The organism is Mesorhizobium sp. M1A.T.Ca.IN.004.03.1.1, assembly GCF_003997555.1.
GTDB lineage: Bacteria > Pseudomonadota > Alphaproteobacteria > Rhizobiales > Rhizobiaceae > Mesorhizobium.
In genome coordinates this window covers 16,300-39,881 of record NZ_RZTV01000013.1, presented here as the reverse complement: position 1 = coordinate 39,881, position 23,582 = coordinate 16,300, and the positions used below count along the sequence as shown (strand labels likewise).

Below are 23,582 nucleotides of genomic sequence, written 5' to 3'. Positions count from 1 at the left end.
GGCCATGACCGACGCCGCATTCAGGAACTTCATCGACGGCCGCTTCGACGAGCCGTCGGCCAGCTTCGACAGCGTCGATCCGTCGACCGGTGCGCCATGGGCGAAGATGCCGGCTGCAAGCGAAGCGGATGTCGACCGCGCCGTCGAGGCCGCGCATCGTGCGCTGCGCACCGGCCCTTGGGCATCGATGACAGCAACCGCGCGAGGCAAGCTGCTGGTCAGGCTCGGCGACCTCGTGGCCGCCAATGCGGGCCGCCTGGCCGAGCTGGAGACGCGCGACACCGGCAAGATCATCCGCGAGACGCGCGCCCAGATCGCCTATGTCGGCGACTATTACCGCTACTATGGCGGACTCGCCGACAAGCACGAAGGCGCGCATGTGCCGATCGACAAGGCCGATCTCGACGTCACCATCCGCCGCGAGCCGATCGGCGTGGTCGCCGCGGTGGTGCCGTGGAACTCGCAGCTCTTCCTCTCGGCGGTCAAGCTCGGCCCGGCGCTTGCCGCGGGCTGCACGGTGGTGCTCAAGGCCTCAGAGGACGGCCCGGCACCGTTGCTCGCCTTCGCCGAGTTGGTCAGCGAAGCAGGCTTTCCGGCCGGCACCGTCAATATCCTCACGGGCTTCGGCCAGGAGTGCGGACGGCGCCTGACCAGTCATCCGCTGGTCTCGCGCGTCGCTTTCACCGGCGGCCCGGCCACGGCGCGCGCCATCGTCAGGAACACGGCGGAAAACCTCGCGCACACGACCCTCGAGCTCGGCGGCAAGAGCCCGGTCGTGGTCTTCGCCGACGCCGACCTCGACAGCGCCGCCAATGCGGTTGTCGCCGGCATCTTTGCGGCGACCGGACAGAGCTGCGTCGCCGGCTCGCGCCTGCTGATCGAGCGCTCCGCGAGGCAAGAATTCCTCGGCCGGTTGAAGCGCAAGGCCGAGGCGATCCGCATCGGCGATCCTCAGGATCCGGCCACCGAAATGGGGCCGCTCGCGACCCTGCGCCAGCGCGACCGGATCGAGACAATCGTCGCCGAAAGCCTCGCCGCCGGCGGCAGGCTGGTCACCGGCGGCAAACGCCCCGACGCCGGCGCTGGCTTCTACTATGCACCGACGATTGTCGATGCCGGTGATAGCAACCTGCCCTGCGTGCGCGAGGAATTGTTCGGGCCGGTGTTGAGCGTGCTCGCCTTCGACACCGAGGCCGAGGCATTGGCTCTAGCCAACGACACGCCCTTCGGTCTCGCCTCCGGCGTCTTCACCTCGAATCTCGGCAAGGCGCACCGCATGGCGCGCGACATCCGTGCCGGCGTCGTCTGGGTCAACACCTATCGCGCCGTGTCGCCGCTCGTTCCCTTCGGCGGCTACGGGTTGTCGGGTCTTGGCCGCGAAGGCGGGCTCGACGCCATCCGCGACTACACGCGCTCGAAATCGGTCTGGATCAAGACCTCGGACGAGCCGATTCCCGATCCCTTCGTCATGCGCTGAGAACGCATGCCGAGGGTGCAGCGACAAGAACAAGAAACGGAACAGAGAAATCAGAGGAGAATGACATGAGACTGATCTTAGCCGGCGTGCTCGCCGGACTGCTATCGGCAACCGCCGCCAAGGCCGACGAAATGGTATTCACCAGCTGGGGCGGCACCACGCAGGAAGCGCAGACCAAGTCCTGGGCCGAGCCGTTCGCGGCGAGCTCCGGCATCAAGGTGCTGCAGGACGGCCCGACCGACTACGGCAAGCTGAAGGCCATGGTCGACGCCAAGAACGTGACCTGGGACGTGGTCGACGTGGAAATGGATTTCGCCATCAAGGCCGCCAAGGACGGGCTGCTCGAGCCGATCGACTTCGCCGCCGTGCCGAAGGCCGATCTCGACCCACGCTTCAGCAACGAGCACGCCGTCGGCAGCTTCTACTATTCCTTCGTGCTGGCCTGGAACAAGGGCGTGGTTTCGGGTGAACCGACAAGCTGGGCCGACATGTTCGACACCAAGAAGTTTCCCGGCAAACGGACCTTCTACAAATGGTCGGCGCCGGGCGTGATCGAGATCGCGCTGCTCGCCGACGGCGTGCCGGCGGACAAGCTCTATCCGCTCGATCTCGAGCGCGCTTTCAATAAGCTCGACACGATCAAGTCGGATATCGTCTGGTGGGGCGGCGGCGCGGAGTCGCAGCAGCTCATCGCTTCGGGCGAGGCTGCCTTCGGGCAGCTCTGGAACGGCCGTGTCTTTGCGCTCGAGAAGGACGGCGCCGATGTCGGCGTCTCCTGGAACCAGAACCTCACCGCCGCTGACGTTCTCGTCGTGCCGAAGGGCGCCAAGAACAAGGACAGCGCGATGAAGTTCCTCGCCGCCGCGACCAGCCCGGCCGGCCAGGCGAAATTCGCCGAGGCAAGCGGCTACGCGCCGATCAACACCAAGGCCAAGGCCGAAATGCCCGCCGACGTGGTGAAAGGGCTGCCCGACGCGCATGTCGAGGGTCAGATCAATCTCGACGTGAACTACTGGGCCGAACACCGCGACGAGATCGCCACGCGCTGGTACGCCTGGCAGACCAAGTAGCGCCACAGCAAGCCGGGGGCGCGGCAAGCCGCTCCCCCTTCGGGACGACGGGAACCGCTCGATGCAAGCACACTCCCTCAGCCGCGGCTCGATTGCCGGCCTGCCGGCCGGCAGCGGCGGCGCCCTGCCGGCCCTGGTGCTGGTCGGCCTGTTCTTTGTCGTGCCGGTGGTCGCGCTCTTGCTGCGCAGCGTCACCGATCCCGGGCCCGGCCTGCAGAACTATGCCGCGCTGTTCGGCAGCGGCACTTATGTGCGGGTGTTTCTCAACACCTTCCTGGTCGCGGCCGTCGTCACCGTCGTGACCATCCTCGTCGCGTTTCCGGTCGCCTGGATGCTGGCGATCATGCCGCCGGCGCTCGGTTCGGTCGTCTTCGGCATCATCATCCTGTCGATGTGGACCAATCTCCTCACCCGCACCTATGCCTGGATGGTGCTTTTGCAGCGCACCGGTGTGATCAACCGGGCGCTGATGGGGCTCGGCGTCATCCACGAGCCGCTGCCGCTCATCAACAATTTGACCGGCGTCACCATCGGCATGGTCTACATCATGCTGCCCTTCATGATCCTGCCGCTGGTCGGCACGGTGCGCGCCATCGATCCGATGACGCTGCGCGCCGCCGCCCTTTGCGGCGCTAGCCCGTCGCAGGCATTCCGCCGCATCCTGCTACCGCTGTCGCTGCCCGGCATCGCCGCCGGCGGGCTGATGGTCTTCGTCATGTCGCTCGGCTATTTCGTGACGCCCGCGCTGCTCGGCGGCACATCGAACATGATGCTCGCCGAAATGATCGCCCAGACGGTGCAGTCGCTGCTCAACTGGGGGCTCGGAAGTGCTGCGGCCTTCGTGCTGCTCGCCGTCACCATGGTGCTCTACGCGATCCAATTGCGCATGGTCGGCGCCAGGCGCCTCGCCGGAGGGCTCTAAGATGCTGCTCGACTACGACCGGCTCGGATGGCTGCGTGCGGCGCTCGCCGGCTTCACTGCGCTCATCGCGGCTTTCCTTCTGTTACCGGTGGTCTTCATCGTCCTGTTGTCGTTCGGCTCGTCGCGCTGGCTGGCCTTTCCGCCACCAGGCTGGACGCTGAAATGGTATCAGGAACTTCTTGCCGACCCGGCCTGGGTCGACGCCGCTTTGACCAGCGCGAAGATCGCCGCGATGGCCGCCATCCTCGCGGTTCTGATCGGCCTGCTCGCCTCGTTCAGCCTGGTCAGGGGCGAATTTCGCGGCCGGCAGTTCCTGCGCGGCCTGCTGCTGACGCCGATGGTGCTGCCGGTGGTGGTTTTCGCCATCGCCATCTACGCCTTTTTCCTGCGCATCGGGCTCGCCGGCACGACGATCGGTTTCGTGATCGCCCACACGATCCTGGCGCTGCCCTTCGCCATCATTCCGATCGCCACCGCGCTCGAAGGTTTCGACAAATCCATCGAGGACGCGGCGATCGTGTGCGGCGCCAGTCCGCTGCAGGCAAGGCTCAGGATCACCCTGCCCTCGATCCGCATCGGCATCTTCTCGGCGGCGATCTTTTCCTTCCTCGCCTCATGGGACGAGGTGGTGGTGGCGATCTTCATGGCGAGCCCGACCCTGCAGACCTTGCCGGTGAAGATCTGGGGCAGCCTGCGTGCCGATCTGAGCCCGGTCGTCGCCGCCGCCTCCAGCCTGCTCGTCGGCCTCACTCTCGCCCTGATGATCGTCACCGCACTCCTTCGCAGAAGACTGTCCAGATGACCCGGCCATTCCTGTCCATCCGCGCGGTGAGAAAGGCGTTCGGCGCCTTCGTCGCCGTCCACGACGTCACCATCGATGTGCCGAAGGGCGAATTCCTGACCTTTCTCGGGCCGTCAGGCTCCGGCAAGTCGACGACGCTCTATGCGATCGCCGGTTTCCAGGATCCGACGGCGGGCGACGTGCTTTTGGAAGACAAGTCGCTGCTTTCGGTGCCGTCGCACAAGCGCAACATCGGCATGGTGTTCCAGCGCTACACGCTGTTCCCGCATCTGAGCGTCGCCGAGAACGTAGCCTTTCCGCTGCGGGTGCGCCGCCGGCCGGATGCCGAAGTGAAGCGCAAGGTCGCCGATATGCTGGCGCTGGTGCGCCTGGAAAAATTTGCCGACCGCTATCCCGGCGCGCTGTCCGGCGGCCAGCAGCAGCGCGTGGCGCTTGCCCGCGCGCTCGCCTACGATCCCCCGATCCTGTTGATGGACGAGCCGCTGTCGGCTCTGGACAAGAAACTGCGCCAGGAAATCCAGGCCGAGATCCGCCGCATCCACCGTGAGACCGGCGTCACCATCCTCTATGTCACGCACGACCAGGAGGAGGCGCTGCATCTTTCCGACCGCATCGCCTTGTTCAAGGAAGGCCGCATCGAGCAGATCGGCACCGGCGAGGATCTTTATCTCAGACCCGCGAGCGAGTTCGTCGCCGGCTTCATCGGCAATTCCAACTTCCTGCCGGCGGAGCACCTCGAAACAGAGAACGGCGTTGCCTTGGTGCGGCTGGCCGATGGCTCGATCGTCAAGGGCGTGAAAGCCACACAGGCGCTCGGCCGCGGCCAAAAGGCCAGGCTGATGGTGCGGCCGGAAGCGTTCCGCCTGACCCCCATGGAGGGGAATGCATCGCTTGCCGTCGAGATCGTCGACACCGCCTTCTTCGGCGATCGCCGGCGCGTCGTGGCGCGCACGGGGTCGGGCGACGAGATCGACATCAGGCCAACTTCGGATACAGCCGAACCGGGCGGCACCGATGCCGCTTCGGGACGGCAGATTTTCTTCGATCCCGCTACGGCCTTCCTGTTTCCGGTCTGAAGCCGGGCTGGGTCATCCCCGCGACTGGCTCGCCGCCATCCAGTGCCGCGTCGTCACAACCGCGACATGGCCGGCGCCTCGATCACCGTCATGCATCTCGATGACGAATTGCAACGCATGATCGACCATAGTGCGACTGCGCCATGTTCCGGAGCTGAGCGAGATGGACTTCACGACCGGGGATTTGAAAGCCACTTTCTCCGAGCGGATGGCGACGGAACGCGACAGGCTCTGCGAGCTCGACGGAGTGATCGGGGACGCCGACCACGGCGTCGCCATGGAACAAGGCATGAAAGCCGCGGCCGAAGCGGCGCAAGCCGCCGAAGGCACGCTGCAGGATATATTCAATGCCGCCGCCCAAGGCTTTCTCAACGCAGTCGGCGCCTCCTCCGGACCGCTCTACGCAACCGCGCTTTTGCGCGCCGGCAAGGGCGCGGGTCCGCGCGCATCGATGCCGACCGGCGAGTTGCGTACCATCATTGCTGCGATGCGCGACGGCATCGCCCAGCGTGGCAAGGCGGAACCCGGCCAGAGGACAATGCTCGACGCCTGGGGGCCGGCCGCCGACGCGGCAGTCAATGGCCGCAACGCCGATGCCATAGCCGCCGCTGCCCGCCGGGGCGCGGAAGCGACGCGCGACATGATCGCAACCGTCGGTCGCGCCGCGCGTCTCGGCGAGCGCTCGCTCCATGCGGACCCCGGCTGGGTCTCGGCCGCAATGCTGGTCGAAGAAATCTGCGGGGCGATAAAGATCGCTTAGGCGGTGTGCCGCCATGCGATCAGCACTTGCCAGCAGGCCTGCATTCGATACAGGAGGCGCTTCAGCCGTTTACGATCGATTGTATCGATCAACTCTCCAGCGACATGACGGCGAGGTGAAGCGCGCGGACGCCCTTCTTTATGATCGACTCATGTCGGCGTCGGGCGAGGACCGCCGTGTAGACGGGCTGATGCAGAGTTGGAGCTTCTTCCACGATGTGAGAGGGCCGCTCGGCGGCGAAGCGTCGCGCATCGTCGGCGCGCATGTAGCATGTGCCGCCGGCCCGCCGCAGCATATTGTCCGCAAGCCTCTCGGAGCCCATCGAAAGCCGGCACGCAGTCAGGTTTGGCAGCGCCTCGGCATGAGCCTTCTCGAGCACCACCGTGTAGCCCGGCCGGATGTAACTGTCGGGGCTTACATCGCAAAGCCTGCGCGCCGTGGTCGAGACCATCATATATTCCTCGACCATGAGCTGGTCATATGTGATCTCGGGCAGGTAGCGCGGAGCATAAACAACGGCAATATCGAGGTTTCCCAGGCTTAGATCCGATATCATCTGCGGCGAATAATCGGATTCGACGTGGATCGAGGACCGGGGCAAGACTTGCAGCAGCATTTCCAGCCAACCAGGCAGGATCGAGCGGGTCATCCCGACCTGGGCAGCGACCCGTAGGCTGCCCTCGAACCTGTTGAAGGCGCGCACATCGTGACGCGCCTGGGACCAGGTCGACAGCATCGACCGCGCGTAGGCCTCAAACCGCCGCCCTGCCGCCGTTGGCTCGGCACCGGCGCGTCCGCGGTGGAAGAGCTCGGATCCAACGGCGGTTTCCAGGTTCTTGATACGGGTGCTGACCGTCGATTGCGTCAGTCCGAGGCGCTCCGCCGACCGGTTGAAGTTCCGCGATTCTATGATGTCCAGAAAGGTTTCGACCTGTTCCAGTTGCATAGGCAAGCCAATCGATTTTTACGATCGTATCGGCCCGATCATACGCTTGATCCAAACACTGACAAGGCGGAAGTTCGATGCAGGAATCCAGGGGCGTTCAGCGGCGCCCGCATCATCAAGAGGGACAAGTGTTCATAGTCGATTGCGATTGCCACAATTATTGGTCCAGCGCGACGGTGCTGGAGCCCTACCTGTCCGGCGTCTGGAAAGACATGTTCATCGAAGGCGAGAAGACCGGCCCCGTCGGCGCCTTTCCGCACGGCCATCGCCCCTGGTTTCATCCGCAGGATTTCTCCCGGAAGGACGTGCGGCCGAAGGTCGAGGCGGACAATTACCTGATCATGAAGGAGAAGCACCTCGATAAATACAATATCGGAGTGGCAATCCTGACTGGCGACGAGCCGATCGAGGCTTCGACGCTGGCAAATCCCTATTACGCCAGCGCGCTGGTAAGCGCTTATAACGACTATCAGATCAATGAATGGCTGCCGAAAGACAGCCGCTTGATGGGCTCCATCGTCATCGCGCCGCAGGACCCACGCCTTGCGGCGGCGGAGATCCGGCGGCTCGGCGCGCATCCCCGGATGGCGCAAGTTCTGGCCTCCCAAGGCTCGGTGCGGCCGTATGGCGATCCGTTCTATCACCCGATCTTCGAGGCCTGTGCCGAGGTCGGCTTGCCGTTCGCCATACATCTTGGCGGGCATGGCGGCATCAACTGGAATGCCGTCGCGCCCGCGCCCACGACTTTCTTCTGGGAGACCCATGCGATCCTGCACATGTCGGCCATGTCGCATGTCGCGAGCATGATCGCGCATGGTGTGTTCGAAAAATGGCCGGATCTTTACTTTGTCGTCATCGAGTGCGGCATCGCCTGGGTGCCGTCGGTGCTCTGGCGACTTGACGCCGACTACAAAGCCCTGCGCAAGGAGACGCCATGGCTGAAGATGCTGCCGTCGGAATATTGTCGACGCAACATACGCTTCTCCACGCAACCATTGGAGCAACCGTCGAACGTCAAACACCTCTGGGCGATCCTGGAGGCGATGGACGGGGAGAACACGCTGCTGTTTGCGTCCGACTACCCGCATTGGGATTACGATGACGTCAACACGCTGCACATCCCGCCGGAATGGCGCGGCAAGGTGCTCGGCCAGAATGCGCTGGACGTCTACAAGTGGATCCCCCGCCCGCAAGCCGCCGCGGCAGCGTGACGAGGACCCAAATGGCCGAGAAGACGTATATTTGTCGCGCCGACGAGATCCAGGTCGGGACGCCATTCATCGCCAAGGTGCGCAGCCTGTCGATCGGCGTGTTCCGGATCGGCGATAGTTTCCATGCGCTGCTGAATGTTTGTCCTCACCGAGGCGCTCCGCTTTGCGAAGGGCCGCAATGCGGAACGACCGCTCCAGTCGAGGGACCCGAATTCATCTACCACCGCGAGAACGAAATCGTTCGCTGCGCCTGGCATGGGTGGGAGTTCGACATCCAGACGGGTGCGGCCCTGGTCAACCCGTCCGTTCGCGCGCGGACGTTCCCAGTCACCGTCGAGGCCGGGAGCATTTACGTGACGGCCTGACCAGAGCGGCGCGCGCCTTGGCGACCGGTTAGGCGCCGTTACCCGAAGCAGCCGTCTTATGCGCCCGGCTCTTGGCATGCTGCTGCTGGCGCCGATCGCATCGGCATCCGCTGCAATAGGCCGCTGACGGTCGGCGGCGGTTTTTTCGCGACAAACCGCTGGGCTATGGCGAAGACGCATTTGCGGCTTGGCAGGTCAACATGTGGCGTTAGAAATGGGAAGCTGGTGCCGACCGGCGATACGGCATGCGTCCCTTCTATGACGCCTCCGCCGGCCACACCCCAACCAAGGAGCATTCCATGACCTGGAGCGGCGTGTTTCCAGCAGTGACGACCAAGATGCAGGCTTCCGGCGCAGTCGACCTGAAAGCCACGCAAGCCAGCATCGAGCGGCTTGTTCAGAACGGCGTGTCAGGCGTGATCGTCCTGCCCATGCTTGGCGAGAATGCCACGCTGACACAGGCCGAGCGCGATGCCGTGGTTTCAGCGGCCAGGGAAGTCGTGGCGGGACGGGTGCCGCTGCTCTCCGGTCTTGCGGAATTATCCACCGACGACGCGGCCGCGGCGGCTCGCAACTACCAGAAGCTTGGAGCCGAGGGGCTGATGACCTTCCCCAGTCTCGCCTATCGCACCGACCGCCATGAGACGGTGGCATGGTACAAGACCGTGGCCGAGGCCAGCGACCTGCCGGTGATGATCTACAACAATCCGCTCGCCTACAAGGTCGACGTCGACGTCGAGACGCTGAAGGCGCTGGTCGATGTTCCTGGCATCGTCGCCATCAAGGAAGAGACCGGCGATAGCCGCAGGGTAACCGACCTGTTCAACGCCTTCGGCGACCGTTTCGACATCTTTTGCGGCGTCGACGATCTTATCCTTGAAAGCCTGACGCTCGGTGTCGCCGGCTGGGTTTCGGGCATGACCAATGCATGGCCGGCCGAGTGCGTATCGCTGTTCAACGCCGCCCGCGGCGGCGATTATGCGGTAGCGCTTCCGCTCTATCGGCTGATGACGCCGGCATTTCATCTCGATACGGACGTCAAGCTGGTGCAGTACATCAAATTCGCCGAGCATCTGGTGTACGGCGCTCCGGAACACGTTCGAAAGCCGCGCCTGCCGATCGGCGGCGAGGAACGGTCGAAGGTGGAAGCGGTGATCAGGAAGACGATTTCCGATCTCACAGCGCTGAAACGTGTTTGAGAAACGTTTGCAGGTGACGGCGCTGCGGACCGCCGAGCAGTCGGCCATGGTCAACTGCCGGTTCGCACCCGCACCTTTTCGGCGAAGGCCTCCACCTCGCCCTGGCGAGGTTGCTTGCCGGTGTGCGTGAGCAGGTAGGCCGGCGTCAGAGACAGACGGTTGCTCACCGGCTCGACGATCTCGAGCGAGTAATAGCCGATCTGCGTGAAGTACAGCACGCGCGCCCGCACGAAGGCTTCGGTGTCTGCGTAACCGTGCCGCAAAAACATCGCCCGGATGGCGTCGACCCGCGCATCGTCTTCCTCGTTCACGATACGATGGACCTTGGCGGACTGGCGCGACCAGGCACGCACGGCGAAGTCCAAGCGCGGATTGAACAGCCTCTCATCCAGCCAGCACTCGAAGACATTGAGCACGGCCTCAGTTATCGACGCGGCGGGCCGGCCGGCCTGCTCGAGGATGAAACGGGTGTTGTTGTTGCGCCAATAGTCGAGAAGCTGATCGAGCAGGTCCTGACGGCTCTTGAAGTACCAGTAGAAACTGGAACGGGAGACGTTCAGCTTCTGCCCGAGCGCGAGGACGCGCACCGCCTCCACGCCTTCGGAGATCAACGTCTCCAGCGCGAGCTTCATCCAGTCTTCGCGCGTCACCTTGGTGTTGCCGATCAGACCGGACCGTCGCACGACTGCCTCTGCACTGGAATCGGAAAGCATGTCGGGCCGGCCAGGTTTGAATGCCGGCTAGATAGACCTGAAACCGCCCCGCTACAATACTTGCACCTGTTCGAGCCACTCCCAAAGATACGGGGCAAGGCCCCGGTCGACGTGCACACGCGCCCGATCGGGGTTGCCGAACCGGTAGAAGAGAACGCCGGCGCCGGCAAAAAGGATCGAAGCCGAGGGACTTGCCTGCCTCGGATCGAGCGCCGTGCCCCTGGCGACCAGACCGGCCAATCCCGGCCCTTTCATCTCGAATACATGCAGCCCGGCATCCATGACCGTGACCGCGAAACCGGCCGCGTGCCAGCCGGCCTCGACGGGCAATGGCCGTTCGCTTACGGCGAGAACGCGATCGCGCGCGATGCGCACCATGTATTTGTCGCCATTGGCAACCGCGCCGGCACCGACACCTTCCCCCGCGAGACCCGAAGCCTGCGCCCAAGCCGTCAGGTCGCCGCTGACCAGAAGCTGCTTCAGCCCGTCCAATGTGCGCACGCTAATCCCGTCCGTGTTCAGGACCACGGTGGTCCAGTCGGGCGCTGCGGGCCATTTTTCGGCAAGGTTACGCATGCAGGCGGCTCCCTTCCGGATCGAAGGCGCAGGGCGCGACGATGGTGGCCTGGCGCAGGACGCCGAGGTGCTGAACGTCGATCGTTTGGCCATGCCGTGCGGCACCCCGTTCGATGAGCGCCAGGGCGACGGGGCGGCCCAGGGTCGGGCTTTGATAGCTGGAGGTGACGAAGCCGATGCTCCGGAGCCGGCCGCCGCTTTTCTCCACACCATGCGCGCCGGTCGCCAGCGGCGCCTCGCCTTCGGCGACAGCCAGGCCGACAAGCTGATTGCGATCGGTTCGGCTCGCCGCTTCGGTGAAAAGCGAGCGCCGGCCGACGAACTCACCTGTACGCTTGGTCCGCGGTCCCGCGACGCCGAGGTCGTGCGGCATGACGTTGCCGTCGGTGTCCTTGCCGATGACGATGAAGCCCTTCTCGGCGCGCAGGATCATCAGGGATTCAAGCCCGAGCAGCACGGCGTCGAACGCGCGGCCTTCCTGCTGCATTCTCGCCCAGAGCGCCTCGGCCCGGTCGGCGCGGATGGAGATCTCGTAGCTTCGGTCGCCGGTGAAGGAGACCCGGGCAATGCGCACCTCGTCGCCGGCAAAGCGGCCGGCGGTAACCGCCATGTGCGGCACGCTGGCATCGTCCAGCGCAGCACCCAGATCGAGCGCCTCTATCAGGCCGCGCGCTTTCGGACCCGAAATCGTCAAGGTGGCGTATTGCGCGGTGGCGTTGTGGATATAGACCGCATCGCGGCCGAAACGATCCTGCCGCCATTCTTCGAGACGCGCGTGGACAGCGGCGACATGCGACGACGAGCAGGAGACGATGAAGCGGTGCTCGTCGAGACGAACCAGCACACCGTCATCGAAGACGACGCCATTTTCCGACAGCATGAAACCGTAGCGGCAATGGCCGGGTTTGAGGGTCGACATGGTGTTGTAATAGATGAAGTCGACGAATTCGGCCGCGCGTGGACCGATCACCTCGATCTTGCCGAGCGTCGAGCCGTCGAAGAGCGCAACGGACTGCCGGGCGCGCCGCGCATCCTCCTGGATCGTGGCTCCGGCTTCGCCGCTTCCGTAATAGGCCGGCCTCAGCCAGCCGCCATATTCCTGGAACACTCCGCCTGCTGCGCGATGGTTTGCCTCCAGCGATAGGCGACGGACCGGGGCGTGCATGCTGCCCCGACGCGCTCCCGCCAGGCTGGCGAACGGCACAGGCGTGAAAGGCGGCCGGTAGGTGGTGATGCCGACATCCGAGATGGCGCGGCCGGTAGCCGCGGCCAGCAGCGCCAGACCGTTCAGGTTCGACGTCTTGCCCTGGTCGGTCGCCATGCCAAGGGTCGTATAGCGCTTCAGGTGCTCGACGGAGACAAAATTCTCCCGCGCCGCCAGTTCGACGTCCTTGGCGGTGACGTCGCTCTGGTAGTCGATCCAGACGCGGCCCTTGGCTTTGGGCTTCGGCCACAGGCTGACGACGCCAAGCGTTCTTTCCTCGCCGGTGCTGCGAGGTGCCGGCGGCGCCGAGCCGAACCCGCCGAGGGCCGCCAGGCCGCTGGCCAAGGTCTCGGAAAGCGAGACCGTGCCGGCGACGGCGCCGGCTACGCCGATCCCCTCGATCGCTTCTGCGGGAATGAAAGCCGACAGTTGATCGCTCCAGGCGAGCTTGCCTTTTGCCTGCGAGAACAGATGCACGGTGGGTGTCCAGCCGCCCGAGACGAGCAGGCAATCGGCCGCAAGGGCGGTACCGTCGTCGAGCAGAACACTCTGAACGGCGTTGCGGCCGCGCGCCGCTGCAATGGCGCGTCCGGCGAGGGCCCGAATACCGCTCTTCGCCTGTACGCCACCCTCACGCCGGCAATCAACCACCGTCACCGAAGCGCCGGCCGCAGCCAGCGCCGAGGCCGGCTCGTAGGCGCTGTCATTGTTGGTTGCGACCACGATCTGCCGGCCGACAAGGACGCCATGCCTGCGCAGGTAGCTCAACGCCGCGTCAGCGGAGAGTATGCCCGGAAGGTCGTTGTTGGCGAACGGGACCGGCCGCTCGATCGCGCCCGTCGCCAGCACGATGCGGCGCGGGCGCACGCGCCACAGCGTGTCGGGTCGGCCGTCGCGGTGAAGCTGGTTGAGCGCGACCAGATTGTGATCATATAGGCCGAAGGCGGTCGTATCGCTGAGCACGAGATGCCCACTGCTCTTCAGCCGGGCCACCGTGGCATCGACCCATGCCGCACCCTTGGCACCGTCGACTTCGCCTGCACGGTGGCGCAGCGACCCGCCGGGATGCGTCCGGTCGTCGACCAGGACGACCGAGTGCCCGGCTGCCGCCGCGCCGGCAGCCGCGGCGAGGCCGGCCGGTCCGGCGCCGACCACCAGGACGTCGCAATGGTGGTTGATCTGGTCCGAGACGTGACGCGGCTTCCAATTGCGGTCGACGACGCCGAGCCCGGCCATGGCGCGGATGCGCGGCTCGAACAGGTGCCAGTCCGGCCACATGAAGGTCTTGTAGTAGAATGCGGCGGGCAGGAAACGGGCAAGGCGGTCCAGCACCGCGTTGCGGTCGGCCAGCGCCGTCGGCGACGCGTTGACGCTCTTGACCGTGAGGCCGTCCCGCGCCGGCACGGTCGTTGCCCGCGCATTCGGCGCGCGGCCGCCGGCGCTTTCGACATCGACCAGCGCGTTGGGCTCCTCCACGCCGGATCCCCAGATGCCACGCGGCCGATGATATTTGAAGCTGCGGCCGACGATCGCCCGGCCGCTCGCCAGCAAGGCAGACGCGATCGTGTCGCCGGCAAAGCCGTCGACGCGCGTGCCGTCGAAAGTGAAGCTCAGCGGGCGGGCCCGATCGATGTCGCAGCCGCCATTGGCAAGACGCGAAGCGCTCATGCGCCATGCTCCGCGTCGCCGAGCACGGAGGAACCCGACACCTTGTGATTGACGCTGTCGCGGCTCATCGCAAAGCACTCGCCGCAGGTCAGGTGCATCCAGATCTCGCGAGTCGGCCCCTTCGGGTTGTTGCGCATATGGAGATAGCCGGCCCAGCGCTCGGCCGTCACGTCCCCGCCGTCGGGCCGCAAATTGCCGGTCTCGCCGCCATAGTGAAACTCGCTTTCTTCGCGCGGCCCGCAGAACGGACAGGGAAAGAGCTGCATCTTTTCTACACCTTCAATGGGCAATGCCGGAGCCGGCAGCCTCGTCGATCAGCCGGCCGCGGGCGAAGCGGTCGAGATCGAAAGGCCGGCTGATGTCGTGGTGCCTGCCGGTGGCAAGCAAATGGGCAAGCAGCGTGCCGCCGGCGGGAATCGCCTTGAAGCCGCCCGTGCCCCAGCCGCAATTGAGGAAAAGCCCGGGCAGTGGCGATTCGCCGATGATGGGCGAGGAATCGGGGACGACGTCGACGATGCCTGCCCATTGCCGCATCATCTTCAGCTGGCCGAAGATCGGGAACATTTCGAGCATGCCTGCGATCACGCCTTCCAGCACCGGCAAGTTGCCGCGCTGGCCATAGGACGGGATGCGGTCGAGCGCGCCGCCGATCACCAGTTCGCCCTTGTCCGATTGGCTGACATAGACGCCCGTATCCGGCGAGATCACCACCGTGTCGATGATCGGCTTGACCGGCTCGGACACGCAGGCCTGCAGTGCATAGGAATTGACCGGCAGCCGGAATCCCGCCTTCGCCGCCAGCACCGAGGAGTGGCCGGCCACCGCCATCCCCGTACGCTCGGCCCGGATTGCGCCGCGCGACGTGACGACCCCACGGCAGCGCCCGTTCTCAATGATAAAGTCGCTGATCTCGCAGTTCTGAATGATGTCGACGCCGAGACGGCTGGCGGCGCGCGCATAGCCCCAGGCGACAGCGTCATGACGGGCCGTGCCGCCGCTCGGCTGCCAGGTGCCGCCATAGACGGGGTAGCGGGCATCCGGGCCGAAATTGTAGATCGGCACCACCCGGCGGACGTCCTCGACCGAGAACAATTCGCAATCGATGCCGTTGACCTGGATGGCGTTGACGGACCGGGCAGCGGTTTCCATTCCCGCTTCGCTATGCGCGAGGGTGAGAATGCCGCGCGCGGAAAACATCACATTGTAGTTCAGATCCTTCGATAGCCTCTTGTAGAGACTATGCGCCAATCCGTAGATCGCCGCGCTTTCAGGGTAGAAGTAATTTGAGCGGACGACGGTTGTGTTGCGGCCGGTGTTGCCGCCGCCGATCCAGCCTTTCTCGAGCACCGCCACATTGGTGACGCCGTGGTTCTTTGCGAGATAGTAAGCCGTGGCGAGGCCGTGGCCGCCACCGCCGACGATGACGGCGTCGTAACGCGGTTTGGGCTCCGGCGAGCGCCAGGCCTTCTCCCAGCCCGTCTGGCCGGCGACGCCTTCCTTGAATAGCGAAAGCGCTGAATAGTGCCTTGTCATGCGCTCAGGCCCGCATCACGTGAGCGATAGTGCAACGGGCCAAGAAACCTTGAGACGCCATATCGGCGGCGCAGTACCGAACCGGCGCAATCAACTCGCCCCGTCCTCGAAAGTCCATAACCCATCCCGTTCTGCCGCGGTTCGACAAAGTCGTCCACCTTCGCGCGGGGCGAACTTAGCTTGAATGGACACCTGTGTCCATTGAGGAATCGAGGCTGCGCCTCGCAGGGAGCGCGGCAACCGGCCATCTAAGCCAAGTGAAATGCATTTGCGCGTGTCAGGCGCATGGCGGATTTCATTTGCTTGGTGATCCTCCTCCCATGGGGCAAACTCCCGCCGGGCTGTCAGGAGGAGAAATGAGAGCACGCGCAGCGACGGTCGGAGATCTCGAGGATGTTTTCCGCGGCCTGTCCAAGCGAATGTCGGACGAGTACCTGGCGGCCGGCAAGGACAGCAAGGCCGCCTACGACAATCTGATGATGAACCTGAAGGAAGGCCGGGCCCATGCGCTGGTCGAGGGCGCGCAGGCCGTCGCCTTTATCGCCTGGCATGAGCATGGCGACGCGGCCGACACGCTGTTTGCCGCGCAGGAGGACTTCTTCAGAGCGGCAACCGTTCGCTTCTGCAGGCGTCACATCCGCCACATCCAGGCGCTCGCCGGCAACCTGCCCGTGCACTCGCGCAGCTGGCTCGATGGACCGGACGTCGCAAAATGGTTTCGGCTCATCGGCTATGTCGAGCGGGGACAGGAGAATGGCGCCACCCTGTTCGAACTGCCGCCGGCGCCCAATGGGTGACACGGGTTATTGGCGCAGCGGCTTGCACCGCGCAGCAATTGGCGGGATGGTGTGGAAGGCAGCCGGGGGCGCTGGCAGGCCGGAGATGCATGGCTGCTGGAAATCAAAATGGTGCGAGCTTGTTTGGCCCTTGTCGCCCTTGTTGCCCTTGCGAGGCCAACAGAAGCAGGCGAGCGAGCGGCTCCTCTCTTCGACCGCTCCGATCTGGCGTCCGCGTATTCGGGTGAGTCCGACCTCGTAACCGCATATACGACCGGGATGGCCCGGTACCGTCTTCAGCTCATGGCGCGTACCGGCACCGCCAATCTCGCCGCCCCTCTCGAACCTTTGGCCCTGCGGCCGGAATTTCGCCAGCGGACATGGCGCTCGGCCGATGGCAGCCTGCTGCAGGGCTTCGCCGGCAAAGGCGGCTTCCGGCTGACTGTCGGCAACTGCCTTGCCCGCCTCTGCGCGGCCAGCGAATGCAGCGAGGCCGGCTGGCCGGTCTATGCCTGCAGCGACGGCCATAAGCGCAAGATGTCGGTGAAGAGCTTCGTGACGGCAACCTTCGACGGCGTCCCTTACCGGCGGTTGAGCGCTCCGCCGGAACCGTGATTTGATTGCGGTCGACGACGCTGCCGGTTCAGCAAAGTCAGGTACTCGTCACCACCCGAAACGCTGGCTGCACCGCTTCTCGTCACCGGAGCAGCCACATCAGCACGGGACCGCCAGCGAGCGTGGCGACCAGGCCGGCCGGGATCTGGCGCGGGATCAAGGTGCGGCCGATCTGCGAGCGAAAGGCAATGCGAGAAGTGCAAGCACGGCGGCCAGGTTGCGCCGGCGTTGCCCGGCATGGCATCTGTCGGCCGATGACACGCAAGCCCCTACGACAGCTTCCCGAATTCCCGCGACGACCGATCGCTGGAAAAGTCAGCCTCAACCGAGCGCTGTCGAAGCTAGGATTCTGCTCGCGCAAGCAGGCCGAACTGATGATCGCCGAAGGACGCGTGCGAGTTGCCGGCAAGGTGGCGCGCGATCCGTCGCTGCGCGTCGATCCGGATCGCGACCGCATCGCAGTCGATGGCGCACAGGTCGCCGCGGAACGAAAAGTGTATCTGATGCTCAACAAGCCGCGCGGGCTGGTCACCACGCGCGACGACCCCGACGGGCGCGGCACGGTCTATGACTGCCTTGCTGATCTTGACCTGCCCTTCGTGTCGCCGGTCGGCCGTCTCGACAAAGCGAGCGAAGGTCTGCTGTTGATGACCAACGACACGCGCTGGGCGAACGGCTTGCTCGATCCTGCCTCGCATGTCGCCAAGACCTATCATGTGCAGATTGCTTCCGCGCCCGACGAGAAGATGCTCGAGCGGTTCCGCCAAGGCGCTGTCGTCGACGGGGAATTGCTGACGGCGAGCTCGATCGCGCTCTTGCGCAGCGGCGGGCGCACGGCCTGGCTGGAGATCGTGCTCGACGAAGGCCGCAACCGCCAGATCCGCCGCATGCTCGGCGCCTTCGACATCGAGGTGCTCAGGCTGGTGCGGGTGGCGATCGGGAGGCTGCAGTTGGGTGATCTCGCGAAGGGCAAGGCGCGGCATTTAACGGCCGTGGAGCTGGCGATGCTTGCCGCTTAACAGGGGCCGGAACTACTTTTGGTTCCAGCGGCGGATGACCGGTTCGGTCAGGTCGTGCTCGTAGCCGAGGATGCTGAGGCTCGCGGTATCGAGGACGAAATGTTCGCCGCCTTCCGGCGGCAGGCTGATCCAGCGCGCCGCAAGCACGCGCAGGAAATGCGAGCTCGAGAAGATGAGCACATTGCCGGCCGCCGTCCGGATTTCGGCCACGATCGCATCGGCCCTTGCGCCGACATCGGCTGCCGTCTCGCCGCCCGGACAGCCGTCGCGAAACAACTGCCAGCCGGTACGTCCGGCAAGGATTTCCTTCGTCGTCACGCCTTCATAGGCGCCATAATCCCATTCCTGCAGGTCGGCCTTCTTGAGCGCGCGCTCGCCGAAGCCGGCCAGCCGGCAGGTGTCGAAGGCGCGCTGCGATGGGCTCGACCAGACCGCCTGGAAGGTCTGCTCCTTGAGGCGGTCGGCGACGCCGCGTGCGGCCTGTTCGCCTTTCGCGGTCAACGGAATGTCGGTGCGGCCGGTATGCTTTGCCGATGCGCTCCATTCCGTCTCGCCATGGCGGACAAGGTAGATCTCGGGAAACGCGCTGCTCATCCGTCGGCCCTCACGCTTGGATGCACCGGCAAGAATGCCGGCCCGCGCCACCCTATGCGGCGTCCGACAAAAAGAACAGGCCGCGGCGGAGCCACGGCCTGTTTCGGCTTGGGTGGACGCTCGTTGTCTGTGCAACTCCGGATCGAAGGCTACGGTGAAGTCACCGAGGCAATTTTCCGGGAATTGTTTCGATCGCTCAGGCCGGCTGCAGGCCGCCTGAGAGCGCGAGGTCTGCCTCCTCCGGCATCTGGCCGGCCATGGCGGCGGCGAACTGCTTCTGGTCGAGCTCGCCTTCCCAGCGCGCCACGACGATGGTCGCGACGGCATTGCCGACGAAGTTGGTGAGCGCGCGACACTCCGACATGAAGCGGTCCACGCCGAGGATCAGCGCCATGCCGGCAACCGGCACCGAAGGCACGACCGAAAGCGTGGCCGCCAAGGTGATGAAGCCCGCGCCGGTGATGCCGGCGGCCCCCTTGGAGCTCAGCATGGCAACGAGCAGCAGCAGGATCTGGTCGCCGAAGGTGAGCGGCGTGTCGGTCGCCTGGGCGATGAACAGCGCTGCCAGCGTCATGTAGATGTTGGTGCCGTCGAGGTTGAACGAATAGCCGGTCGGGATGACGAGACCGACCACCGAGCGGTTGCAGCCGGCGCGCTCCATCTTGGCCATCAGGCCGGGAAGCGCTGCCTCCGACGAGGAAGTGCCGAGCACCAGGAGCAGCTCTTCCTTGATGTAGCGGATCAGCGCCAGGATGGAGAAGCCGTTGTACCATGCCACCGCTCCCAGCACGATCAGCACGAAGAGCAGCGACGTCAGGTAAAAGGTGCCGATCAGGAAGGCGAGATTGGCGATCGCCCCGATGCCGTATTTGCCGACGGTGAAGGCCATGGCGCCGAAGGCGCCGATGGGCGCAGCCTTCATCAGGATGGCGACGAGGCGGAAGATCGGCGCCGTCAGCGCCTGCAGGAAGTCGACCACCGGACGAGCGCGCTCGCCAACCAAAGCGAGAGCGACGCCGAACAGCACCGAGAAGAACAACACCTGCAGGATGTCGCCCTGGGCGAAGGCGCCGGTGATGGTGTCGGGGATGATGTTCATCAGGAAGCCGACGATCGTCGTGTCATGCGCCTTCTCGGTGAAGGTCGAGACCTTCGAGGCGTCGAGCGTCGCCGGATTGATGTGCATGCCGGCGCCGGGCTGGACGACATTTGACACGATCAGGCCAACGATGAGCGCCAGCGTCGAGAAGACGAGGAAATAGATCATCGCCTTGCCGGCGACCCGGCCGACCTTATGCAGGTCGGAGACGCCGGCGATGCCGGTCGCGACGGTGAGGAAGATCACTGGCGCGATCACCATCTTGACCAGCTTGATGAAGGCATCGCCGAGCGGCTTCAGCGAGGCGCCGATGTCGGGATAGAAATGGCCGAGCAGGATGCCGGCGGCGATCGCCGCCAGGACCTGCACGTAAAGATGCCGATAAAAGGGAACTTTGCCGCGCGGTTCCGCGGCAGCGATTGCCGTCTGCATGATGTCCTCCGTTCGGCCCCGATCGAGAAGCCTCGACCTCCCGGGGCAGTTGACCTTCACAGCCTCGCGGCTGCTGCGGATGCATTTGCAACGGCCGTGCCAGATTGCGCCTTGAGGCGTCGAGCATTGATTTTGTTTGGTTTTCTGACGCAACGCGCTTTGCCATTCGACAGCGCAGTGCGGCGATCCGCATAGCTCGAATTGTGCTTTGTGCGAAATCATGCACAAATGGGCGATGCTGCAACGCCCCGCCGCTGCCCTCGCTTCGACGCCCGAACTGCTCGCCGGGCGGGCGCGGCGCGCCTGGCTGCTGTTTGCGGCGGTGGCGCTTCTCATCGTCTTTGCAGCGCTCTATGGCGCCGGCCTCTACGGACGCTCGACCGAGATCGAGGCGCTGTCGGCGCAAGGGCGGACCGACGCCAATCTCAAGGTGGCGCTGCTGCGTGCGGTGCTCGAAAACCCGCGCGCGCTGCCGCTGCTTCTGTCCGAAGACCAGCAGGTGCATGACGCGCTCGCTGAGCGCAGCCCCGCCTCGATCGACGTGCTGAACCGCAAGCTCGAAGGGCTGGTTTCGGGCACCAAGGCCTCGGTGCTTTACGTCACCGGCCCGGACGGGCTGGCCATCGCTTCCAGCAACTGGCGCGAGCCGGTTAGCTTTGTCGGCAATGACTACGGTTTTCGCGCCTATTTCTCGGGCGCCATGCAATCCGGCACGGCCGAGTATTTCGCGCTCGGCAATGTCAGCAAGCGCCCGGGCCTCTACATTTCGCGCCGTGTCGGGAGTGCGGCGGCCCCGCTCGGCGTCGTCGTGGTCAAGATGGAGTTCGACCAGCTCGAAGCCGACTGGCACGAGGCGAACCGCCCGGCCTATGTCAGCGACGAGCATGGGGTGGTGCTGATCACCAGCGTGCCCTCCTGGCGCTTCATGACGACGGCGCCGCTGGCCGCTCCAGTCGCGGCCGACATCCGCGCCAGCCAGCAGTTCGGCGAGGCTCCGCTGGTGCCGTTGCCCATCACGAGACCGCAACCGCTGAGCCTCGATGTCGCACTGGTGCACGCCATCACGCCCGGCGGCAGCGACGCGGAGTATCTGCGGCTATCCACCGCCGTGCCGTCGACGCCATGGCGCCTCGACTATCTCGTGCCGGCGGAAGCGCCGATCGCGGCGGCGCAGCGCGAAATGCGTTTGTTGGCCCTCGGCGTCCTTGTCCCGCTGCTCGCTTTGGCCGCTTATCTGTTGTGGCGCCGGCAGTCCGCGCAGATGCGGATCGCTGCCGAGCAGGCGGCGCGCGCCGAACTCGAACGGCGCGTCGTCGAGCGCACGCAGGACCTCAGCCTCGCGCGCGACCGGCTGCAGGCCGAGATCGCCGACCACCGCAGCACCGAAGCCAAGCTGCAGGTCATGCAGCAGGAGCTGGTGCAGGCCAACCGCCTGGCGACGCTCGGCCAGGTTGCCGCGGGCGTCGCGCATGAGATCAACCAGCCGGTGGCGACCATCCGCGCCTATGCCGACAATGCGCGCGTTTTCCTGGAACGCAAGCAGACGGCGCCGGCGGAGGAAAATCTCGGCGCCATCGCAGCGCTGACCGAACGCATCGGCTCCATCACCGAGGAGCTGAAAGCTTTCGCCCGCAAGGGTCGCACCGCCGCCGAGCCGGTCGAGTTGCGCAGCGTCATCGAAGGCGCAGTGGTGCTGCTCAGGAGCCGCTTTGCCGGCCGATTGGACGCGCTGGCGATCACGCTGCCGCCGGCGACGCTGAAAGTGATGGGGAACCGGCTGCGGTTGGAGCAGGTGCTGATCAACCTGTTCCAGAACGCGTTGGAAGCGCTCGAGGGGCGTGACGGTGCTCGGGTCGAAGTGTCCGCCGCGGAAACCGCCGACGGCGTCGCGCTGATCGTGTCCGATAACGGACCGGGGATTCCGCCGGCGATCCTGAAATCGCTGTTCACGCCTTTCAATACCTCGAAGGAAAAGGGCTTGGGGCTCGGGCTCGTCATCTCGAAGGACATCGTCGCCGACTATGGCGGGCGTATCGAGGTGACAAGCAGCGGGACCGGCACCCGCTTCACCATCCATCTCTCGAAGGCTGGCCCGAGATGACAGACGGCAATCCGGTCATCCTGATCGATGACGATAGTGACCTGCTCAAGGCGACGAAGCAGACGCTCGAACTTGCCGGTTTTGCCGTGTCTGCCTTTTCCTCGGCAAGCGAGGCACTCGCCGGCCTCGATGCCGGCTTTGCCGGCGTCTTGGTGTCAGACATCCGCATGCCCGAAATGGACGGCCTGCAGCTTTTCGACCTCGTGGTCGACCTTGACCCGGATATCCCCGTCATCCTCGTCACCGGGCACGGCGATATCGCCATGGCGGTAAAGGCGATCAAGGACGGCGCCTATGACTTCATCACCAAGCCCTTCGCGGCCGACCGGCTGGCGCAAAGTGTATGGCGCGCCGCGGAAAAGCGCCGTCTTGTTATGGAGAACCGCGCCTTGCGCGAAGCGGCCGAGCAGGCGCAGGAAGGCCTTCCGCTGATCGGCCAGACACCGGCTATGGAGCGGCTGCGCCGCACGCTGAGACAGATCGCCGACACCGATGTCGATGTGCTGGTGACCGGCGAGACAGGCTCGGGCAAGGAGGTGGTGGCGAGCCTGCTGCATCGCTGGAGCCGCCGCGCCAAGGGCAATTTCGTCGCGCTCAATTGCGGCACGTTGCCGGAGACGGTGATCGAAAGCGAATTGTTTGGCCATGAGGCCGGTGCCTTTACGGGCGCGCAGAAGAAGCGCGTCGGCCGCATCGAGCATTCGAGCGGCGGCACGCTGTTCCTCGATGAGATCGAAAGCATGCCGCCCTCCACTCAGGTGCAGATGCTGCGCGTGCTCGAAATGCGCGAGGTGACGCCACTCGGCACCAACGAAATCCGGCCGGTCGACCTGCGCGTCGTTGCCGCCGCCAAGATCGATCTCGGCGATCCCGGCCAGCGCGGCAATTTCCGCGAAGACCTCTATTATCGGCTGAATGTGGTGACGCTTTCGATCCCGCCATTGCGCGAGCGCCGGGACGACGTGCCGTTGCTGTTCGGGTATTTCGCCGAGCGCGCCGCTGCCCGCTTTCATCGCCAGGTGCCCGCGGCGCCGGCCGCCGTCCAGCGCCATCTGCGCGAACACGACTGGCCCGGCAATGTCCGCGAGCTCGCCCATTTTGCCGAGCGCTTCGTGCTCGGTCTGGAAGAGATCGGCAGCAGCCCCGCCGCTCAGCCGACAGATTTGGACGTCTCGATGCCCTTGCCGGAACGGCTGGAGCGCTACGAGGCCGAGATCATCCGCGAGACACTTGGCCGCAATGGCGGCGATGTCCGGCGTACGATCGAGGCGCTCGGCATTCCGCGCAAGACCTTCTACGACAAGCTGCAGCGGCACGGCATCGTGCGCAGCGATTTTTCCAGAGAGATCAAGCTTGTGGAACCCGATCGAAGCCCCCGGCGTTGAGGCTATCCAGGAAACCGTGGCACGTTGGCACCAGCCGGT

General features: G+C 65.1%; 22 protein-coding genes. 14 read left to right on the top strand and 8 right to left on the bottom strand.

Annotated elements, in window-relative coordinates; genetic code table 11:
- Positions 1–4: 4 nt before the first annotated feature.
- The 6 genes from EOD29_RS27145 to dhaL all read left to right on the top strand — a co-directional run bounded on the left by EOD29_RS27145 (position 5) and on the right by dhaL (position 6,107).
- Entirely contained in the window at positions 5–1,477 is a 1,473-nt protein-coding gene (locus EOD29_RS27145) for an aldehyde dehydrogenase (protein ID WP_127248477.1), read from the top strand.
- Positions 1,478–1,542: 65 nt separating this feature from the next.
- Positions 1,543–2,547: an ABC transporter substrate-binding protein gene (locus EOD29_RS27140; protein ID WP_127248476.1), complete on the top strand. Its 1,005-nt coding sequence runs from the start codon at positions 1,543–1,545 to the stop codon at positions 2,545–2,547.
- Positions 2,548–2,608: 61 nt separating this feature from the next.
- A complete protein-coding gene (locus EOD29_RS27135; protein ID WP_127248475.1) occupies positions 2,609–3,469 on the top strand; it encodes an ABC transporter permease in 861 nt (286 codons plus the stop codon).
- Between the two features lies 1 nt (position 3,470).
- Positions 3,471–4,271 (top strand): ABC transporter permease, encoded by an 801-nt coding sequence (locus EOD29_RS27130; protein ID WP_067328485.1) that lies wholly within the window; start codon positions 3,471–3,473, stop codon positions 4,269–4,271.
- Entirely contained in the window at positions 4,268–5,347 is a 1,080-nt protein-coding gene (locus EOD29_RS27125; protein WP_127248474.1) for an ABC transporter ATP-binding protein, read from the top strand. Before EOD29_RS27130 ends, EOD29_RS27125 begins: the two co-directional genes overlap by 4 nt.
- Positions 5,348–5,510: 163 nt before the next feature.
- On the top strand, positions 5,511–6,107 hold the full coding sequence (gene dhaL, locus EOD29_RS27120) for a dihydroxyacetone kinase subunit DhaL (protein ID WP_127248473.1): 597 nt from the start codon (positions 5,511–5,513) through the stop codon (positions 6,105–6,107).
- An 88-nt stretch (positions 6,108–6,195) separates the two neighbouring features.
- Here dhaL and EOD29_RS27115 read toward each other — a convergent pair whose 3' ends face one another.
- Positions 6,196–7,053: a LysR family transcriptional regulator gene (locus EOD29_RS27115; protein ID WP_127248472.1), complete on the bottom strand. Its 858-nt coding sequence runs from the start codon at positions 7,051–7,053 to the stop codon at positions 6,196–6,198.
- Positions 7,054–7,181: 128 nt separating this feature from the next.
- Here EOD29_RS27115 and EOD29_RS27110 point away from each other — a divergent pair, with 128 nt between their 5' ends.
- From EOD29_RS27110 to EOD29_RS27100, 3 genes are all read left to right on the top strand, one after another.
- Positions 7,182–8,264 (top strand): amidohydrolase family protein, encoded by a 1,083-nt coding sequence (locus EOD29_RS27110; protein WP_127248471.1) that lies wholly within the window; start codon positions 7,182–7,184, stop codon positions 8,262–8,264.
- 11 nt (positions 8,265–8,275) lie between these two features.
- On the top strand, positions 8,276–8,629 hold the full coding sequence (locus EOD29_RS27105; RefSeq protein WP_066994002.1) for a Rieske (2Fe-2S) protein: 354 nt from the start codon (positions 8,276–8,278) through the stop codon (positions 8,627–8,629).
- Positions 8,630–8,928: 299 nt separating this feature from the next.
- A complete protein-coding gene (locus EOD29_RS27100) occupies positions 8,929–9,828 on the top strand; it encodes a dihydrodipicolinate synthase family protein (RefSeq protein ID WP_127248514.1) in 900 nt (299 codons plus the stop codon).
- 50 nt (positions 9,829–9,878) lie between these two features.
- Here EOD29_RS27100 and EOD29_RS27095 read toward each other — a convergent pair whose 3' ends face one another.
- The 5 genes from EOD29_RS27095 to EOD29_RS27075 are packed head-to-tail and all read right to left on the bottom strand — an operon-like array spanning position 9,879 to position 15,522.
- Positions 9,879–10,541, bottom strand: a complete 663-nt coding sequence (locus EOD29_RS27095) for a TetR/AcrR family transcriptional regulator (RefSeq protein ID WP_127248470.1) — start codon at positions 10,539–10,541, stop codon at positions 9,879–9,881.
- A 51-nt stretch (positions 10,542–10,592) separates the two neighbouring features.
- On the bottom strand, positions 10,593–11,117 hold the full coding sequence (locus tag EOD29_RS27090) for a hypothetical protein (protein ID WP_127248469.1): 525 nt from the start codon (positions 11,115–11,117) through the stop codon (positions 10,593–10,595).
- Positions 11,110–13,989: a sarcosine oxidase subunit alpha family protein gene (locus EOD29_RS27085; protein WP_127248468.1), complete on the bottom strand. Its 2,880-nt coding sequence runs from the start codon at positions 13,987–13,989 to the stop codon at positions 11,110–11,112. Before EOD29_RS27085 ends, EOD29_RS27090 begins: the two co-directional genes overlap by 8 nt.
- Entirely contained in the window at positions 13,986–14,255 is a 270-nt protein-coding gene (locus EOD29_RS27080) for a sarcosine oxidase subunit delta (protein WP_127248467.1), read from the bottom strand. The genes EOD29_RS27085 and EOD29_RS27080 overlap by 4 nt, the downstream gene beginning before the upstream one ends.
- A gap of 13 nt (positions 14,256–14,268) precedes the next feature.
- A complete protein-coding gene (locus tag EOD29_RS27075) occupies positions 14,269–15,522 on the bottom strand; it encodes a sarcosine oxidase subunit beta family protein (protein ID WP_127213806.1) in 1,254 nt (417 codons plus the stop codon).
- A 356-nt stretch (positions 15,523–15,878) separates the two neighbouring features.
- On the opposite strand from EOD29_RS27075, the gene EOD29_RS27070 reads away from it, so the two are divergent.
- The 3 genes from EOD29_RS27070 to EOD29_RS27060 all read left to right on the top strand — a co-directional run bounded on the left by EOD29_RS27070 (position 15,879) and on the right by EOD29_RS27060 (position 17,932).
- Positions 15,879–16,319 (top strand): hypothetical protein, encoded by a 441-nt coding sequence (locus tag EOD29_RS27070; protein WP_066993921.1) that lies wholly within the window; start codon positions 15,879–15,881, stop codon positions 16,317–16,319.
- Between the two features lie 9 nt (positions 16,320–16,328).
- The gene (locus tag EOD29_RS27065) at positions 16,329–16,913 is read left to right on the top strand and encodes a hypothetical protein (RefSeq protein ID WP_245307477.1); all 585 of its coding nucleotides are present in this window, start codon (positions 16,329–16,331) and stop codon (positions 16,911–16,913) included.
- Positions 16,914–17,167: 254 nt separating this feature from the next.
- Positions 17,168–17,932: a pseudouridine synthase gene (locus EOD29_RS27060; protein ID WP_095799402.1), complete on the top strand. Its 765-nt coding sequence runs from the start codon at positions 17,168–17,170 to the stop codon at positions 17,930–17,932.
- 12 nt (positions 17,933–17,944) lie between these two features.
- On the opposite strand, the gene EOD29_RS27055 is transcribed toward EOD29_RS27060, so the two are convergent.
- On the bottom strand, positions 17,945–18,526 hold the full coding sequence (locus EOD29_RS27055; RefSeq protein ID WP_127248466.1) for a histidine phosphatase family protein: 582 nt from the start codon (positions 18,524–18,526) through the stop codon (positions 17,945–17,947).
- A gap of 196 nt (positions 18,527–18,722) precedes the next feature.
- The gene (locus EOD29_RS27050) at positions 18,723–20,057 is read right to left on the bottom strand and encodes a dicarboxylate/amino acid:cation symporter (protein WP_095826078.1); all 1,335 of its coding nucleotides are present in this window, start codon (positions 20,055–20,057) and stop codon (positions 18,723–18,725) included.
- 235 nt (positions 20,058–20,292) lie between these two features.
- Between EOD29_RS27050 and EOD29_RS27045 the strand changes: the two genes are divergently transcribed.
- Together EOD29_RS27045 and EOD29_RS27040 are read left to right on the top strand one after the other, a co-directional pair.
- Positions 20,293–22,158 carry a sensor histidine kinase gene (locus EOD29_RS27045; protein WP_095826079.1) on the top strand — a complete coding sequence of 622 codons (1,866 nt, stop codon included), beginning with the start codon at positions 20,293–20,295 and terminating at the stop codon, positions 22,156–22,158.
- Positions 22,155–23,543, top strand: a complete 1,389-nt coding sequence (locus EOD29_RS27040) for a sigma-54 dependent transcriptional regulator (protein ID WP_067322825.1) — start codon at positions 22,155–22,157, stop codon at positions 23,541–23,543. The genes EOD29_RS27045 and EOD29_RS27040 overlap by 4 nt, the downstream gene beginning before the upstream one ends.
- Positions 23,544–23,582 lie beyond the last annotated feature (39 nt).

Bases quoted from the DNA above. Each gene is read 5' to 3' on its own strand.
- EOD29_RS27145 (WP_127248477.1), top strand. From the start codon at position 5: ATGACCGACGCCGCATTCAGGAACTTCATCGACGGCCGCTTCGACGAG.
- EOD29_RS27140 (WP_127248476.1), top strand. From the start codon at position 1,543: ATGAGACTGATCTTAGCCGGCGTGCTCGCCGGACTGCTATCGGCAACC.
- EOD29_RS27135 (WP_127248475.1), top strand. From the start codon at position 2,609: ATGCAAGCACACTCCCTCAGCCGCGGCTCGATTGCCGGCCTGCCGGCC.
- EOD29_RS27130 (WP_067328485.1), top strand. From the start codon at position 3,471: ATGCTGCTCGACTACGACCGGCTCGGATGGCTGCGTGCGGCGCTCGCC.
- EOD29_RS27125 (WP_127248474.1), top strand. From the start codon at position 4,268: ATGACCCGGCCATTCCTGTCCATCCGCGCGGTGAGAAAGGCGTTCGGC.
- dhaL (WP_127248473.1), top strand. From the start codon at position 5,511: ATGGACTTCACGACCGGGGATTTGAAAGCCACTTTCTCCGAGCGGATG.
- EOD29_RS27115 (WP_127248472.1), bottom strand. From the start codon at position 7,053: ATGCAACTGGAACAGGTCGAAACCTTTCTGGACATCATAGAATCGCGG.
- EOD29_RS27105 (WP_066994002.1), top strand. From the start codon at position 8,276: ATGGCCGAGAAGACGTATATTTGTCGCGCCGACGAGATCCAGGTCGGG.
- EOD29_RS27100 (WP_127248514.1), top strand. From the start codon at position 8,929: ATGACCTGGAGCGGCGTGTTTCCAGCAGTGACGACCAAGATGCAGGCT.
- EOD29_RS27095 (WP_127248470.1), bottom strand. From the start codon at position 10,541: ATGCTTTCCGATTCCAGTGCAGAGGCAGTCGTGCGACGGTCCGGTCTG.
- EOD29_RS27090 (WP_127248469.1), bottom strand. From the start codon at position 11,117: ATGCGTAACCTTGCCGAAAAATGGCCCGCAGCGCCCGACTGGACCACC.
- EOD29_RS27085 (WP_127248468.1), bottom strand. From the start codon at position 13,989: ATGAGCGCTTCGCGTCTTGCCAATGGCGGCTGCGACATCGATCGGGCC.
- EOD29_RS27080 (WP_127248467.1), bottom strand. From the start codon at position 14,255: ATGCAGCTCTTTCCCTGTCCGTTCTGCGGGCCGCGCGAAGAAAGCGAG.
- EOD29_RS27075 (WP_127213806.1), bottom strand. From the start codon at position 15,522: ATGACAAGGCACTATTCAGCGCTTTCGCTATTCAAGGAAGGCGTCGCC.
- EOD29_RS27070 (WP_066993921.1), top strand. From the start codon at position 15,879: ATGAGAGCACGCGCAGCGACGGTCGGAGATCTCGAGGATGTTTTCCGC.
- EOD29_RS27060 (WP_095799402.1), top strand. From the start codon at position 17,168: ATGACACGCAAGCCCCTACGACAGCTTCCCGAATTCCCGCGACGACCG.
- EOD29_RS27055 (WP_127248466.1), bottom strand. From the start codon at position 18,526: ATGAGCAGCGCGTTTCCCGAGATCTACCTTGTCCGCCATGGCGAGACG.
- EOD29_RS27050 (WP_095826078.1), bottom strand. From the start codon at position 20,057: ATGCAGACGGCAATCGCTGCCGCGGAACCGCGCGGCAAAGTTCCCTTT.
- EOD29_RS27045 (WP_095826079.1), top strand. From the start codon at position 20,293: ATGCTGCAACGCCCCGCCGCTGCCCTCGCTTCGACGCCCGAACTGCTC.
- EOD29_RS27040 (WP_067322825.1), top strand. From the start codon at position 22,155: ATGACAGACGGCAATCCGGTCATCCTGATCGATGACGATAGTGACCTG.